Origin of the sequence: Christiangramia portivictoriae DSM 23547 (assembly GCF_000423045.1) — a bacterium.
Lineage (GTDB): Bacteria > Bacteroidota > Bacteroidia > Flavobacteriales > Flavobacteriaceae > Christiangramia > Christiangramia portivictoriae.
Window position 1 is genome coordinate 339,545 of record NZ_AUHF01000001.1, and the last position, 15,377, is coordinate 354,921.

Consider the following 15,377-nt stretch of genomic DNA (forward strand, 5'->3'; position numbering starts at 1 on the left):
CCGGGATTTATTTTTTAAGATTATGAGAAATTTATTCTTAAGTACCCTTTCTCTTGTGCTGGGGACCATAGGGCTGCATGCCCAGGAATCAGGTCTCAAAAGTTCAGTAAAGAATGTCGAGGCTAAAGTAGACTCGGTGTTAAGCATCATGACGCTGGAGGAGAAAGTAGGCCAGATGATCCAGTATAATGGAAGCTGGGATCTTACAGGACCTGCTTCGGAAACTGGCAATAAACAGAAAGAAGACAGACTGAAGAAAGGCCTCGTTGGATCGATGCTGAATGTACTTTCAGTAGAAGCGACTGAAAAAGCGCAAAAAATGAACATGGAAAATTCCCGCATCAAAATTCCGATCATTTTCGGATATGATGTGATCCATGGCTATAAGACTATTTTCCCGGTGCCGCTGGCTGAAACTGCGAGTTGGGACATGGAAGCGGCGGAGGAGTCGGCTAGAATTGCCGCTTTAGAATCTGTTGCTGAAGGTGTGAACTGGACGTTTTCGCCCATGATTGATGTATCACGCGATGCTCGCTGGGGAAGAATCATGGAAGGATCTGGAGAAGACCCGTATTTAACTGCTCAGGTTGCTGTCGCAAAAGTAAATGGATACCAGGGAGATGATCTTGCAGATCCCAATACGATCGCCGCAACCGCCAAGCATTTTGCCGGATATGGTTTTGCTGAAGGTGGCAAGGATTATAACACCGTGAATATTGGTAAGAACGAACTACATAATGTCATTCTGCCACCGTTTAAAGCCGCGGCAGATGCTGGAGCGGCAACTTTCATGAATGCCTTTAATACCATCGACGGGATTCCTGCGACTGGTAGTGAAAGCCTTCAGCGCGAGTTGTTGAAAACGGAATGGGACTGGGATGGATTTATAGTGTCAGACTGGGGCTCTATTTCAGAAATGATACCGCATGGATTTGCCCGTGATAAAGTTCATGCTGCAGAAATTGCTGTAAAAGCAGGAAGCGATATGGATATGGAAGGTGGAGCTTACCAGGCTGGTCTCGAGCAATTGGTTGCTGAAGGAAAAGTGGATGAAGCGCTTATTGATGACGCCGTTCGCAGAATTCTGAGAGTGAAATTTATGATGGGTCTTTTCGAAGATCCTTATCGTTATATCAATGCTGAGGTTAAGAAGAATGTGCCTTACGCAGAGCATCTGGAAACAGCACGTGATATTGCAAGAAAATCCATCGTTCTTTTAAAGAATGAGAACGATCTTTTACCAATCTCAGCTTCCGCAGGAAAGATCGCGGTGATAGGTCCGCTGGCTAACGACAAGGACACGCCAATTGGAAACTGGAGAGCCCAGGGGGAAGCGAACTCTGCCGTATCTGTAGTAGAAGGATTGAAAAATCAATTACCAGACTCTGATATTGTCTATTCTGAAGGAGTAAAATTAGGAATGGGAGAGCGCAGCTTTTTAATGCCGCTTAAGATCAATAAAACCGATACTACAGGAATGGGTGAGGCAGTTAATAATGCCAAAGACGCTGAAGTGGTAGTTATGGTTCTTGGTGAAGATGCATTTCAATCTGGAGAAGGTAGAAGTCAGGCTCATATTGGACTTGCCGGACTTCAGTTAGAGCTCCTGAAAAAGGTATACGCCGTAAATAAGAATATCGTGCTGGTACTTATAAATGGACGACCTATGGAAATAAGCTGGGCTGCTGAAAATATTCCTGCTATTGTTGAAGCCTGGCAGCTTGGTTCTGAAAGTGGAAATGCAATTGCAGATGTACTTCTTGGAAAGTATAATCCTTCCGGGAAATTACCGGTTTCTTTTCCTAGAGCTGTAGGACAGGAACCATTGTATTACAACCATAAAAACACTGGAAGACCATTTAGTGAGCAGCATGTAACGTATTCACATTATACAGATATCGAAAACGGACCTTTATTTCCATTCGGTTTTGGTCTTAGTTACACAGCTTTCGAATACGCTAAACCAACTTTGAGTTCAGCTACATTAACTTCAGGTGAAACGGCAACTTTAAGTGTTGCCGTCACTAATTCTGGTGATACCAAAGGAAAAGAAGTAGTGCAATTATATGTTCGGGATATGGTGGCGAGCACGAGCAGGCCTGTAAAGGAATTGAAAGGTTTTGAGTTGATCGAACTCGAAGCGGGTGAATCTAAAACTGTGGAATTCGAAATTTCAGAAGAGATGCTTCAGTTTTATACCGCTCAGGAAAAATGGGAAGCTGAAGAAGGAGAATTCCGTTTGATGGTAGGAACCAATTCAGAAGACCTGCAAACCCTAACGCTTAATTTTCAGAAATAATGAAGAGACCCTACTCCTTTTTAATCCTGTGCCTGGTCATGGTTTCTACGGCCTGTGCACAGGATAAGATAATTTTCGAAGAAGACTTCAACTCAGATACTCTCAATATGGAGGTCTGGAATTATGAAGAGGGTGACGGCTGTCCAAATCTTTGTGGTTGGGGGAATAACGAAAAGCAGATATACAATCGCGATTATGTTGCCCTGGAAGATGGAAAACTGGTGATTACTGCGGAAAAGAAAGCTGATACCTACTACTCCGGAAAGATCAATTCCAAAGACAAGGTGGAATTTACTTACGGTGTCATTGAAGTAAAAGCAAAACTTGCTACAGGCAAAGGTCTCTGGCCAGCTATCTGGATGTTGGGTGCAGACATTAGCGAGGTTGGATGGCCTGCCAGTGGCGAGATCGATATCCTGGAATATATTGGCAGAGAGCCGGGAATCGTTTTTACCTCCCTGCATACTCCGGCAAGTCACGGGAACACGATCAATACTAAAAAAACCAAAATTGCAGATATTGAAGAAGGCTATCACACTTACAAAGCAGTGTGGACTCCGGAATACATTGAATTTTTCGTAGACGGGAAGCAATTATATCGCTTTACTCCGGAAAACTATAACGAGGAAGAGTATCCTTTTAAAAAGGATTTCTATTTCCTAATTAATATGGCTGTTGGAGGAAACCTCGGTGGTGCTGAAATAGATGAGTCGGCATTGCCAGACAAATTCTATGTAGACCATATCAAGGTCACCGAACTACCTGAAGATTATTAAATTAAAAGCCCCGAATTCGGGGCTTTTTTAATTCAGATTTCTTTTTTCTATAAAAAAGCGCTTCAGCAAAGTGGAAGCCTCTTCTTCCAGAATTCCCGTCGTTACTTTGGTTTTCGGATGAAGCTGGACTCCATTTTTTCTATAACCTCTGGTACTGTCTTCAGCAGCAAAAACGATCTTGGAGATCTGGCTCCAATAGAGAGCACCGGCACACATCTGGCAGGGTTCCAGGGTAATATACATGGTACAATCCTTAAGATATTTACCACCCAGAAAACTTGCTGCTGCAGTAATAGCCTGCATTTCAGCGTGAGCAGTGACATCATTCAGCGTTTCTGTAAGATTATGTCCCTTGGCAATAATCCTGTCGTTAATGACCACGACCACTCCCACGGGAATTTCCCCTTTTTCATAAGCAGCTTCAGCTTCTTCCAGCGCTTTCCGCATAAAGTATGTGTCATCGTATGGATTGATCATTTCCGGGTTTTTGTGCAAGATATCAATTTTGAAAATTCCGTTTTCGTTTCAGGTTTATAATTCAGTTTGCATGACGTAACTTTGTTGGAAATGACCAGAAAACTACTAGATACCATTAACCTTCCGCAGGATCTGCGAAAGCTTCCGGAAACACAACTTGAAGAGCTGGCCAGGGAACTGCGGCACTTCATTATCGAGATCGTCGCCACCAAGGAAGGTCACCTGGGCGCAAGCCTTGGTGTCGTGGAGCTCAGTATCTCGTTGCATTATATATTTAATACTCCTGAAGATCTACTGGTATGGGATGTTGGTCACCAGGCTTATGGTCATAAAATATTAACGGGCAGAAAAAATACGTTTCATACCAACAGACAGCTAAACGGAATTAGCGGATTCCCGAAAAGAGCTGAAAGTGAATATGACACCTTTGGGGTAGGACATTCTTCCACATCCATCTCAGCAGCGCTCGGAATGGCGATCGCTTCTCAGCTTAAAGGCGAACATCAAAAACAACATATTGCGGTGATAGGAGATGCTTCCATCGCCAGCGGAATGTCTTTCGAAGGTCTAAATCATGCCGGGGTAACTAAAGCGAACCTACTGGTTATTTTGAATGATAATGCTATTGGTATCGATCCCAGTGTTGGCGCTTTGAAAGAATATCTTACCAAAGCAAGGGTGGGCCATAAACCTGCCAGCGATAACATCATTGAGGCGCTTAATTTCCAGTATTTTGGTCCTGTAGACGGTCATGATCTTCCTGGACTGCTGAAGGTTCTGCGGGAGATGAAGGAAATTAGCGGACCTAAATTTCTGCATGTCATAACCAAAAAAGGGAAGGGTTTAAAGAAAGCTGAAGAAGACCAGGTAAAATATCATGCTCCCGGGAAGTTTGAACCTGCAACTGGCGAATTGCTCAAGTATGAAACCGAAGGTTTACCCATAAAGTTTCAGGATGTTTTTGGTCTAACGCTGGTGGAGCTGGCCAAAAAGAACAAAAAGATTATTGGGATTACCCCAGCGATGCCAACAGGTAGTTCGCTTAAATATATGATGGAGGCCTTTCCAGACAGAGCTTTTGATGTGGGTATTGCAGAGCAGCACGCCGTGACCTTATCTGCCGGAATGGCCACCCAGGGATTTACTGTTTTTTGTGCTATTTATTCTACCTTCCTTCAGCGTGCATACGATCAGTTAATACATGATGTTGCCTTGCAAAAACTGCCGGTAATATTCTGCCTGGATCGCGCTGGCCTGGTAGGCGAAGATGGAGCTACGCATCACGGTGTTTTTGATATCGCTTATTGCCGACTCATTCCAGATCTTATGATCGCTGCTCCAAGAAATGAAACAGAGCTCAGAAACCTTCTCTACACGGCTCAGCTTGGTTTAGATAAACCATTGATGATTCGTTATCCTCGCGGAAGAGGTTTTCAGATGGAATGGAAAACTCCATTTCAAAAGACTGCTCCTGGTAAAGCGGAATGCCTTCTGCATGGGGAAGATATCGCCATTCTGACGATTGGAAATATGGCTGCAAACGCTTCCGAAGCAATTAAAAGTTATAAAGGCTTAGCGAGCATTGCGCATTATGATATGAAATTTGTCAAACCGCTGGATCAAAATATGCTGAAGGAAATTTTTCAAAAATTTCAAACGATACTTACAATCGAAGATGGTGTTATTGCCGGAGGTTTTGGAAGTGCGGTTCTGGAGTATGCCATGCAACTTGATTATAAAGGTAAAATTGAGATCTTGGGGGTGCCTGATGAATTTATAGAACATGGAAATATGGATCAATTACAAGAAATCGCGGGAATAAACGTTGAAGGAATACGGCAAAAGCTGGAAACTTTGAACTGATTTTATATTTTTGCGATTCTGTAACTCTTCTCTGATGAAATTTTATTTACTAAGCCTCCTCTTCATATTTACTTCATACTACAGTTCTGCCGCTCATATTAAGCATGTTAGAGCGAACGATACTACTGCAACGGCGGCGAAGGATACTACAGCATCAGATTCTATGTTGATCTACTGGACCGAGAAAAATACCTTCGGAATGAACCTGAGTGAAGTGGCTTTTGTAAACTGGAATGCCGGGGGGAATAATTCTATTTCGGCTCTGTTGTATGCTGGTTTTGAAAGGGATTTTGAAAAAGATTATACGATCTGGAAGAATTCGGCCAGGCTTAGATATGGGATCAATGCCCAGGAGGGAAGGGAAATTAGAAAGACGGAGGATGAATTGAGACTAAGTTCTTCATTTGGTTTTAGAACAGATAGCACATCGAACTGGTATTATTCGGGAAAATTTAGTTTTAACACGCAGTTTACTAACGGTTACAAGTACCCAGATACTGAAGTTCCCATTTCCAAATTCATGGCTCCGGGATATACTTTTCTGGGTGCCGGGACCGAATTTTCACACCCGGTAGAAGATCTTACCCTGTATCTTTCGCCAATCACATTCAAATCAACTTTTGTATTTGACCAACGACTCGCTAATGAAGGAATGTTTGGAGTGGATCCTGCAGTTACAGATGAGCTTGGAAATATTATCAAGGAAGGTGAAAATTTAAGGACAGAATTCGGTTTTCTTTTTACCAGTGAGTATAACAAAGAAGTCTTTGAGAACATCGATCTAAGTAACCAGCTAAGTCTCTATTCAGATTATCTCAATAATTTCGGAAATGTAGATGTGGACTGGCAACTGGCATTGAATATGAAAGTTAACGAATTCGTGAAAGCCAATGTTGGAACACATATTCGTTATGATGATGATGTGAAGTTTAAAGAAGATACCAATGGCGATGGTAAACTGGAAACTTCTGGTGCCAGGATCCAGCTAAAGCAAATGCTGGGGGTTGGTGTTGTTTATGAGTTTTAAATCAGGTTGAGTTTGGTTCTAGTCTTGCCAACACTATTCGCCTTACTGGAAATTTTAATTATAAACTCAGTTCCTTCTTCTTCTGAACTTTTAAGATCTATCCTTCCCTGATGAGCTTCTGCAACCATTTTTACCAAGGTTAAACCTATTCCCCAGTTCTTCAGCTTTCGATTTCTCTGCTGTTTCCCATCATTTGGCGAACCGCTACCGAATCATATACGCCGGTAAGATCTTTATCCTCGCAAATGAATACGATCTCTTCAGAATAAATATCACGAACTTCCTGGTAGATTGTTTCCAGATCTTCGTAAAGATTGACTTCAGAAAAGGTAAGCATCATGCCTTCCCCGGCTTTTACAGTAATACTGTCCAGAAGACCTTCAAGCATCTGGATCGCTTTGTTCACGCTGTTCATGGTGATTTTATGAACTCGTTTTGCGCGATTTTCATCTGTATGATCTTTGTTCAGCATTTCAATTCCCAACCTCGCTGCAGATAGAGGGTTTCTAATATCATGTGCTAAAGTTGCGATGAGCTTGTTTTGCATCTCCTGTATGGACTTCGTAAAAGCCTGCAGGCTTTTTAACATTGACTTGTCGATACAGCATTTTATGATATGCTGCGCATGCTGATCCTAAATATCGTTAATATTGAGCACCCGTAGAACGACATTATGGAAGATCATATATTCGCGAAGAATCTCGTTTGCTGTGAAGTTACCGGAACTCGCACGATGTCTCCCATGTTCAATGCTATTGGATTCTATGATTGAAATTTTTGGGTCTTCCAGGTTTCAGTCGATTTGATCATGCCGCTCCATGATATCGATAATATCATCCAGGATGTTGGGAATATGGTCTCTCAAAGCTATTCTATTGGCAGATGTAGAAGCTTTTACAAGTTCAAAAACCTGTCTTTCCCATTCTTCAATAATGAGCTGAGAATTCTTTTGTAAGATTCTGGTAATGTCCTTCATTATTCCAAACTTATAAGTTCCTGGTCCTTAAACCTTCAAGGGCGAGTACTTGATGATGTGAAATTAATTTAGAGCTGGATAATGAAACGCTACAAATCGTTAAATATTTAACGTTTTAAGCATCCAGTCCCTGAAATCGTTTAAAGGACGCTACGGTAAGACCATCGGTAAGTGAAGCGATATAAGAGCAGATAGCGATCAACTTATCATAAACCGCATCTTCTTCATTCAAATAACTTAACTGCGGAACAGATTTTTTAACCAGCCTCGTAAAGTTGGAATCTTCATTTTCAGCATCAGCGAGGAAAGCCTGCGTATAAATATCCAGCAAATAAGAAAGCATTTTAAAGCCGGCAATTTCCTTTCCTATCACTTCTTCGCTTTGATAGATCTTTTCAACACTAATCTTGATGATATCCCGAATTTGAGCTTCATACTTGCTTTTATCGAATAAGGCTTCATGGAACTCACCTTTAAGAATAGCCTCTTCATTCTCAAGAAAGATCTCTGCTGCCTCGGTAATAAGGGTGTTTATGGCTAAGGCTCGAAGATATGCAAGCCGGTCTGAAGTGGTTTGAAGCTCATGATATTTCGAAGTATTGATACTGTCCTTCACGAGTTTGATGAAGTATTCCAGCGCGTAATCTTCATCGATAAGTCCAAGATTAATACCGTCTTCAAAATCTATGATCGTATAACAAATATCATCTGCTGCTTCAACCAGGAAGGCCAGAGGATGCCGCGCATATCCAATGTGTTTGCCTTCACGCGTGATTTTTAATCCCAGTTCTTCAGCGATATCCTCAAAAGTTTCTTTTTCACTCTGGAAAAACCCAAACTTCTTGTCTTCGATCCTGGAGCTTGGTTTATGCGGAAGGGATTCTTTGGGATATTTGGTAAAAGCACCTAAGGTCGCGTAGGATAGTCGCAGGCCACCAATAATTCCTGGTCTGTTTTCAGTAAGAATCCTGAAGCCATTGGCATTTCCTTCAAATTTCACCAGATCCTGGTATTCAGCTTCAGTAAGGGAAGCTTTGAATCTTTTACCGTTTCCATGGCTGAAGTATTCTCCAATCGCTTTCTCTCCGGAATGTCCAAATGGTGGGTTTCCAATGTCATGGGCAAGTGCCGCTGCTGCTACTATGGCCCCAAAATCATTCATCTGGTAACCTGAAGAATCCTTTAAATGCGGATGCTTTTGTAATAATTTCTGACCTGTTAATCTTCCCAGCGATCTTCCAACTACAGAAACCTCGAGGCTGTGAGTAAGCCTGGTGTGCACAAAATCTGTTTTGGAAAGTGGGATCACCTGCGTCTTGTCCTGCAGACTTCTGAAGGCTGAAGAGAAAATGATTCGATCATAATCTACCTCAAAACCCAAACGTGTTTCATTTTGCTCAATACGCAGTCTTTTATTTTTGTCTCCGAAACGTTTAAGTGATAAGAGTTGATCCCAGGTCATGATTTTCCAGTTGTTGAGGTCCAAAAATATAAAAAAGGGAAGCAATAACTGCCTCCCTTCCCACATTCAAATTTGAATTAGCCAAAAATCTTTAAGATCCGCACATCAGGCAATCATCACCTTCAGCTTCTTTGGATTGTGCAATCAGCGCTTTTAGTTCTTCGGGAGACAATGCTCCTTCTGCTTCTGTTTTTTCTGAAACTACAGGCTGTGTATTTTCCTGAAGTTTTTCAGCAGCTCGTATAGGAGCTTCCGAAGTGACCGCAACTGGTTTCTGCTTTTTCTCTTTTTCGAGCGTGAATTTAATGGCATCTACTGCCGCTTTCGTTCGCAGGTAATACATTCCTGTTTTGAGTCCGCTTTTCCAGGCGTAGAAATGCATGGAAGTAAGTTTGCTGTAATTCGCATTTTCCATGAACAGATTCAGTGACTGAGATTGATCGATAAAATAACCACGATGCCTTGACATATCAATGATGTCCTTCATGCTCATTTCCCAGACCGTTTTATAAAGTTCCTTAAGGTCCTGTGGGATCACATCAATATTCTGAACAGAACCATTGTTTCTCATGATAGCGTTTTTCACTTCTTCTGTCCAAAGATCCCGTGTGACCAGATCTTCGAGTAAATGCTTGTTCACCACGATAAATTCTCCTGAAAGCACTCTGCGCGTATAAATATTGGAAGTATAGGGTTCAAAAGCTTCATTATTTCCTAAGATTTGCGAGGTAGATGCCGTTGGCATAGGTGCCAGCAGCAGCGAATTACGCACTCCGTTTTCCAGAATTTGCTTTCTCAATTTTCCCCAATCCCAGCGGCCGCTTAGTTCCTCATCTTTAATTCCCCACATGTTAAACTGAAATTCGCCCTGGCTAATCGGCGATCCTTCATACGTGGAGTACGGGCCTTCAATTTTTGCGAGTTCCATGGAAGCCGTAACCGCAGCGAAATACAGAGTTTCAAAGATCTCCTGATTCAGTTTTTTTGCTTCATCGCTGGTAAACGGCATTCTTAGTTTAATAAAAGCATCAGCAAGTCCCTGCACTCCAAGACCAACAGGACGGTGACGCATATTGGAATTCTCGGCCTCCTTCACCGGGTAGTAATTTCTGTCAATGACCTTATTCAGGTTTTTGATCACTCTTTTCGTAATCCTGAAAAGTTCCCTGTGATCAAATTCATTATTCTTAATGAACATCGGTAAGGCGATGGAGGCAAGGTTGCAAACGGCAACTTCATCCTTGCTGGTATATTCAAGAATTTCTGTACAGAGATTCGAAGAACGAATCGTCCCTAAATTCTTTTGATTGGATTTTCTATTGGCCGCATCCTTGTAAAGCATATATGGAGTACCGGTCTCAATTTGGGATTCCATGATCTTCTCCCACAATTCCCGAGCTTTGATGGTTCTTCGACCTTTATTTTCAGCTTCATACTTTTCGTAAAGCGCTTCAAAATCATCTCCGTAAGTATCAAAGAGACCAGGACATTCATGCGGACACATAAGCGTCCAGCTGCCGTTTTCCTGTACCCTTTTCATAAATAGATCTGGGATCCACATGGCGTAGAATAAATCACGGGCCCGCATTTCTTCTTTTCCATGGTTCTTTTTAAGATCCAGGAAATCAAAAATATCTGCATGCCATGGTTCCACATACATCGCAAAGGAACCTTTTCTTTTTCCGCCTCCCTGGTCCACGTACCTGGCGGTATCATTGAATACTCTTAGCATAGGAACAATTCCATTGGAAGTACCATTGGTTCCTGAAATATATGACCCGGTTGCTCTCACATTGTGGATAGATAGACCTATACCTCCAGCAGATTGAGAGATCTTTGCAGTCTGCTTCAGCGTGTCGTAAATTCCATCGATGCTGTCGTCTATCATACTTAGTAGAAAACAGGAGGACATCTGCGGTTTTGGTGTTCCGGAGTTAAAAAGTGTTGGGGTAGCGTGGGTGAAGAACTTTTTAGACATAAGCTCATAGGTCTCTATTGCGCTATCAAGATCATCAGGATGGATCCCGATAGAAACACGCATCAACATATGCTGAGGTCTTTCAACGATCTTACCATCCAGTTTTAAAAGGTAGGATCTTTCCAAAGTTTTAAAGCCGAAGTAGTCATAATTGAAATCCCGGTTGTAGATGATGGTAGAGTCCAGTTTTTCCTTATTCGCCATAATCACGTCATACACTTCGTCTGAAAGTAATGCTGCCTTTTCACTGGTACGGGGATTCACATATTCATAAAGATCTGTCATCACTTCAGAAAAGCTTTTCTTGGTGTTCTTATGAAGATTGGAAACTGATATCCTGGCAGCGAGTTTTGCGTAATCCGGATGAGAGGTGGTCATCGTTGCGGCGATTTCCGCAGCAAGATTATCAAGTTCACTGGTAGAAACATTATCATATAAACCTTCAATTACCCGCATGGCAACTTTTACAGGATCTACGAGTTCATTTAAACCATAGCAAAGTTTCTTCACTCTGGCAGTGATTTTATCGAACATTACAGGTTCTTTATGGCCATCTCTTTTTACTACATACATGGGCTAGTGTTGTTTTTCAGGAGCTTAAGTCTGGACAAAAGCATCCTGCCCCGGTCTTGCAACCAGATTAATAATTCTGAAATTTAAATTGGTTTATGGAAAAGCTCAACAAGCGCTGCATTGGGGGACGCAGCGCAGTTGGACTTTAGAAATCGGCATCAAAGCTGATTTCATCTGATTCTTTATTCTTATTCATCACTCCTGCTTTCTGGTATTCGCTCACTCTTTTTTCGAAGAAGTTCGTCTTGCCCTGCAGGTTGATCATATCCATGAAATCGAATGGATTTGAAACATTGAATTCTTTCTCACATTCCAGTTCTACAAGTAGTCGATCTGTAACAAATTCAAGATACTGGGTCATTAATTTTGCATTCATCCCGATAAGGCTCACCGGTAGTGATTCAGTTACGAATTCACGTTCGATGTTAAGTGCATCTATGATGATTCTGCGTATTTTTTCCTTCGGAACCTTATTAACAAGGTGATTGTTGTGTAAATGAACTGCGAAATCGCAATGCATCCCTTCGTCCCTTGAAATTAACTCATTGGAGAACGTAAGCCCGGGCATGAGTCCGCGTTTTTTAAGCCAGAATATGGAGCAGAAGGCTCCGCTGAAGAATATTCCTTCTACTGCTGCAAAAGCGATGAGCCTTTCTGCAAACGAATCTGATTCGATCCAGTTCAACGCCCAGTCTGCTTTTCTTTTGATAGCAGGGAATACCTCGATTGCTTTAAATAACTGATTCTTTTCCTTTTCATCTTTTACATACGTGTCGATCAAAAGAGAATAGGTCTCAGAATGAATATTTTCCATCATGATTTGAAAACCGTAGAAAAACTTGGCTTCAGAATATTGCACCTCATTCACGAAGTTTTCGGCCAGATTTTCGTTTACAATGCCGTCTGAAGCAGCGAAGAAAGCCAGAATATGTTTGATGAAATAGCGTTCATCTGCATTCAGTTTGTTGGACCAGTCGGTTAAATCCTGGTGTAGATCAATTTCTTCCGCAGTCCAGAAGCAGGCTTCCATTTTCTTATACCAGTCCCAAATGTCGTTATGTTTGATTGGAAAGATCACAAATCGATCTTTGTTTTCCTGTAATATTGGTTCTATTTGAGACATAAACGGGAGGTTTTGGGTATTTTGATATAATTTATTCTTTCGTTCTCTAACAAAGATTTAAAAATCAGGCATATAAAAGGAGAATTTGGAAGGAAGCTTTTCAACAAAGTTTTCAACAGGTGAAAATTTTATGATTCTTATATTTCTGTTAAACTGAAGGGTCAACTAATTGTAAAACAGGGATATAATGTATGTTAAGAGTTTTTGAAAAGAAATAGCGAATTTCCGGGAATACGACTTTTGTTGAACCATATTCTGAGATGAAAATAGCGCTAAAATTGATGCTTTCTTCTGGCTGAACCTAGCTGATGTAGGATTTGAAAAAAATTGTTTTGAAAAACCTTCCGAAGAAAAGATTAAACAAAATAGCTAAGTGATCACTGCATCGATGCTTCTAAAAAAAATGCTGGAAAAGGTAAATCTTAATTTATTTATTCTGAATTTCGTCTGCGATAACAGTTAATTCCTGGTACCATTCTTCGCCAAATTTACGTACCAGCGCTTCTTTTACGAACTTGTAGATAGGTACCTGTAATTCTGCTCCAAGACTGCAGGCATCATCACAAATCTCCCAGCGATGATAGTTCACGGCAGAAAAAGAGGTGTATTCCTGGATCCTTACCGGGTAAAGATGACAGCTTACCGGCTTTTTCCAGTCGATATCACCCTGGTTGTAGGCTTCTTCGATACCACATAGAGCTGTTCCTTTTTCATCGAAGGTAACATAAGCACAATCGGCATCGTTAATGAGCGGAGTTTCGATTTCGCCATTTTCGCGGGTAATGTAAACACCCTGTCGTTCGATGGCTTCTATACCTTCAGGACGAAGGTATTGTTTTACTTTAGGATAGATCTTTTCCATGATCTCACGCTCTTCTGGTTCTACAGGTGCGCCGGCTTCCCCATCGATACAGCATGCGCCTTTACACGCAGAAAGATTACACAAAAAATCATTTTTGATGATCTCTTCAGAAACTAAAGTCTTACCTAATTGAAACATATTGCAAAGATAGATCTATCCTTTTACAGTCCTAAAAAAATATCCTTCAAATTTGCTTGAAATTTATTCAGCTCATGGATGGTCAATCAGAAATCTTGAATTATTTTTGCCGCTTATTTTTAAAGATTTAGGCTATGTTTAAAGTATTGGACTTCAAGCAAATATTCACCGCCGGGATGATTCTTTTTGCGGTCATAGACATCGTAGGAAGTATTCCTATTATCATCGATCTTCGAAAAAAGGTGGGTCATATACAAAGTGAAAAAGCATCCATCGTTGCTGGTTGTTTGATGGTCATTTTTCTATTCCTTGGAAAAGAGATCCTGAATTTAATTGGAATCGATGTGAATTCATTTGCTGTTGCCGGTTCTTTTATTCTATTTTTCCTGGCATTGGAGATGATCCTGGGAATTAGTCTTTACAAGGATGATGCTCCCGAATCTGCTTCTATCGTGCCACTGGCGTTCCCACTGGTAGCCGGGGCGGGAACAATGACCACTTTGGTCTCCCTGCAGGCTGAATATGAAACCATAAATATCATTGTCGCTATCATATTCAATATTATATTTGTATACCTGGTCCTTAAAGCTTCCGGACGTATCGAGAAGATTCTTGGGTCTCAGGGTATTAATGTAATTAGAAAAGTTTTTGGAGTGATCCTGCTTGCGATTGCCGTTAAGCTGTTCGCCGCAAATATTCAGAATTTATTTTAATGAAGTATTTTATTTATTTCATCATTTTCCTGGCCGTAGTATTTATTGGAGTGAGCATAGGTTCACTTGACCTGAATGCACTTCTTGAAGGAAATAGTGCCAATGCGCTCATCGTCATTCTTGCAAGTCTTTGTGTCATTATTTTGATGACGATCCTTCTGGTTTCCAGAACGATTTCTAAAAAACATGGGTAACTTTCAATACGATGTAATGATTGTTGGAGCCGGCGCAGCGGGAATTTCCTGTGCCCTGGTTCTGGGTTCAGCCCTTAAAAAGCCATATGCGGAAAACCGAAAAGTAGGGATTTTGCTACATCACAGGAACTCCCATTTAAATTCGGCTCTGCTTAATAATGCCTTCGGAATAGCTCCCGGAACCAATGGCAGAGAGTTGTTGGAGAAAAGCATCACGCATCTGGAAGAACTTTATCCCGATGTTGAACTAATTCAGAAAGAGAAGGCAAAGGAAATCCTCTCCCAAGCTGAAGGTTTTCAACTTACCACCAATAAGAATGTGTACACTTCAGAAAGGATTGTAATCGCTACTGGTTACACGAGTCCTATTAGAATTAAGGGAATGGAAGAATACGTCATTCCGCATCAAAAGGCAAAAGTTGAGAAAGCACGCATACAGCTAAGAAATGTGGATCATCTTGTAGCTAAAGGATTATATGTGGCTGGCACCCTGGCAGGCTGGCGCAGTCAATATTCCATCGCTGCAGGAAGTGGTGCGGCAGTAGCTACAGATATACTAACCGAATGGAATAACGGTGAGCATAGCAAAATCCATGATAAGCTAGCGTAGAAAGAAGATCATCAGGCTTATAGGGAGCGTGATTGCAGCGAGGATCATCAATACCTGGTGCAGATTTCTAAAAACAAGGGCGGTTTTGAGCTTCCGCTTAAAGTGCTCATCCTCGTTGTGTTTCATGGCATCCCGCATTAAGTTTCTGGAAACGTTGGAGTGATTTACGATGATATCCTTCTGTAAAAATAGCGAAGTGCTGTTATCCAAAAGACGGAAACTTACCGCCAGTATAAATAGCAGTAATGGAGTAAGCGGCCAGATCGCTGAAAGGTATTCCAGAAATTCGTTCATGAACGACCTAAA

At 41.5% G+C, this 15,377-nt stretch carries 16 protein-coding genes; 7 read left to right on the plus strand and 9 right to left on the minus strand.

Features of this window, described 5'->3' with window-relative positions:
* The first annotated feature begins 22 nt into the window (after positions 1-22).
* Together bglX and G529_RS0101600 are read left to right on the plus strand one after the other, a co-directional pair.
* Complete coding sequence (gene bglX / locus G529_RS0101595) at positions 23-2,299, plus strand: beta-glucosidase BglX (RefSeq protein ID WP_026913859.1); 2,277 nt, start codon at positions 23-25, stop codon at positions 2,297-2,299.
* Positions 2,299-3,075, plus strand: coding sequence for a glycoside hydrolase family 16 protein (locus tag G529_RS0101600; RefSeq protein WP_026913860.1), 777 nt, complete (start codon positions 2,299-2,301; stop codon positions 3,073-3,075). The genes bglX and G529_RS0101600 overlap by 1 nt, the downstream gene beginning before the upstream one ends.
* A 27-nt stretch (positions 3,076-3,102) precedes the next feature.
* On the opposite strand, the gene G529_RS0101605 is transcribed toward G529_RS0101600, so the two are convergent.
* Positions 3,103-3,552 (minus strand): nucleoside deaminase, encoded by a 450-nt coding sequence (locus G529_RS0101605; protein WP_026913861.1) that lies wholly within the window; start codon positions 3,550-3,552, stop codon positions 3,103-3,105.
* 90 nt (positions 3,553-3,642) lie between these two features.
* On the opposite strand from G529_RS0101605, the gene G529_RS0101610 reads away from it, so the two are divergent.
* Complete coding sequence (locus tag G529_RS0101610; protein WP_026913862.1) at positions 3,643-5,415, plus strand: 1-deoxy-D-xylulose-5-phosphate synthase; 1,773 nt, start codon at positions 3,643-3,645, stop codon at positions 5,413-5,415.
* Positions 5,416-5,449: 34 nt separating this feature from the next.
* Complete coding sequence (locus G529_RS0101615) at positions 5,450-6,442, plus strand: DUF3078 domain-containing protein (RefSeq protein WP_026913863.1); 993 nt, start codon at positions 5,450-5,452, stop codon at positions 6,440-6,442.
* On the opposite strand, the gene G529_RS16825 is transcribed toward G529_RS0101615, so the two are convergent.
* The 7 genes from G529_RS16825 to G529_RS0101650 form a co-directional block, all read right to left on the minus strand.
* On the minus strand, positions 6,439-6,570 hold the full coding sequence (locus G529_RS16825) for a hypothetical protein (protein WP_422678720.1): 132 nt from the start codon (positions 6,568-6,570) through the stop codon (positions 6,439-6,441). The genes G529_RS0101615 and G529_RS16825 overlap by 4 nt on opposite strands.
* 32 nt (positions 6,571-6,602) lie before the next feature.
* Positions 6,603-7,031, minus strand: a complete 429-nt coding sequence (locus G529_RS0101625) for a histidine kinase dimerization/phospho-acceptor domain-containing protein (RefSeq protein ID WP_026913864.1) — start codon at positions 7,029-7,031, stop codon at positions 6,603-6,605.
* Positions 7,032-7,235: 204 nt separating this feature from the next.
* A complete protein-coding gene (locus G529_RS0101630; protein ID WP_026913865.1) occupies positions 7,236-7,418 on the minus strand; it encodes a hypothetical protein in 183 nt (60 codons plus the stop codon).
* Between the two features lie 115 nt (positions 7,419-7,533).
* Complete coding sequence (gene dgt / locus G529_RS0101635; RefSeq protein ID WP_035695480.1) at positions 7,534-8,880, minus strand: dGTP triphosphohydrolase; 1,347 nt, start codon at positions 8,878-8,880, stop codon at positions 7,534-7,536.
* Between the two features lie 91 nt (positions 8,881-8,971).
* Positions 8,972-11,431 (minus strand): ribonucleoside-diphosphate reductase subunit alpha, encoded by a 2,460-nt coding sequence (locus G529_RS0101640; protein ID WP_026913867.1) that lies wholly within the window; start codon positions 11,429-11,431, stop codon positions 8,972-8,974.
* 145 nt (positions 11,432-11,576) lie between these two features.
* The gene (locus G529_RS0101645; RefSeq protein WP_026913868.1) at positions 11,577-12,554 is read right to left on the minus strand and encodes a ribonucleotide-diphosphate reductase subunit beta; all 978 of its coding nucleotides are present in this window, start codon (positions 12,552-12,554) and stop codon (positions 11,577-11,579) included.
* A gap of 427 nt (positions 12,555-12,981) precedes the next feature.
* Entirely contained in the window at positions 12,982-13,554 is a 573-nt protein-coding gene (locus G529_RS0101650; protein ID WP_026913869.1) for a DUF3109 family protein, read from the minus strand.
* Positions 13,555-13,688: 134 nt separating this feature from the next.
* On the opposite strand from G529_RS0101650, the gene G529_RS0101655 reads away from it, so the two are divergent.
* From G529_RS0101655 to G529_RS0101665, 3 genes are read left to right on the plus strand one after another with little or no spacing between them, the layout of a single operon-like run.
* Positions 13,689-14,267, plus strand: a complete 579-nt coding sequence (locus G529_RS0101655; RefSeq protein ID WP_026913870.1) for a MarC family protein — start codon at positions 13,689-13,691, stop codon at positions 14,265-14,267.
* The gene (locus tag G529_RS0101660; RefSeq protein WP_026913871.1) at positions 14,267-14,461 is read left to right on the plus strand and encodes a hypothetical protein; all 195 of its coding nucleotides are present in this window, start codon (positions 14,267-14,269) and stop codon (positions 14,459-14,461) included. Before G529_RS0101655 ends, G529_RS0101660 begins: the two co-directional genes overlap by 1 nt.
* Entirely contained in the window at positions 14,454-15,071 is a 618-nt protein-coding gene (locus G529_RS0101665) for an FAD-dependent oxidoreductase (RefSeq protein WP_026913872.1), read from the plus strand. The genes G529_RS0101660 and G529_RS0101665 overlap by 8 nt, the downstream gene beginning before the upstream one ends.
* On the opposite strand, the gene G529_RS0101670 is transcribed toward G529_RS0101665, so the two are convergent.
* Positions 15,063-15,365: a hypothetical protein gene (locus tag G529_RS0101670; protein WP_026913873.1), complete on the minus strand. Its 303-nt coding sequence runs from the start codon at positions 15,363-15,365 to the stop codon at positions 15,063-15,065. The two genes, G529_RS0101665 and G529_RS0101670, sit on opposite strands and share 9 nt — an antisense overlap.
* Positions 15,366-15,377 lie beyond the last annotated feature (12 nt).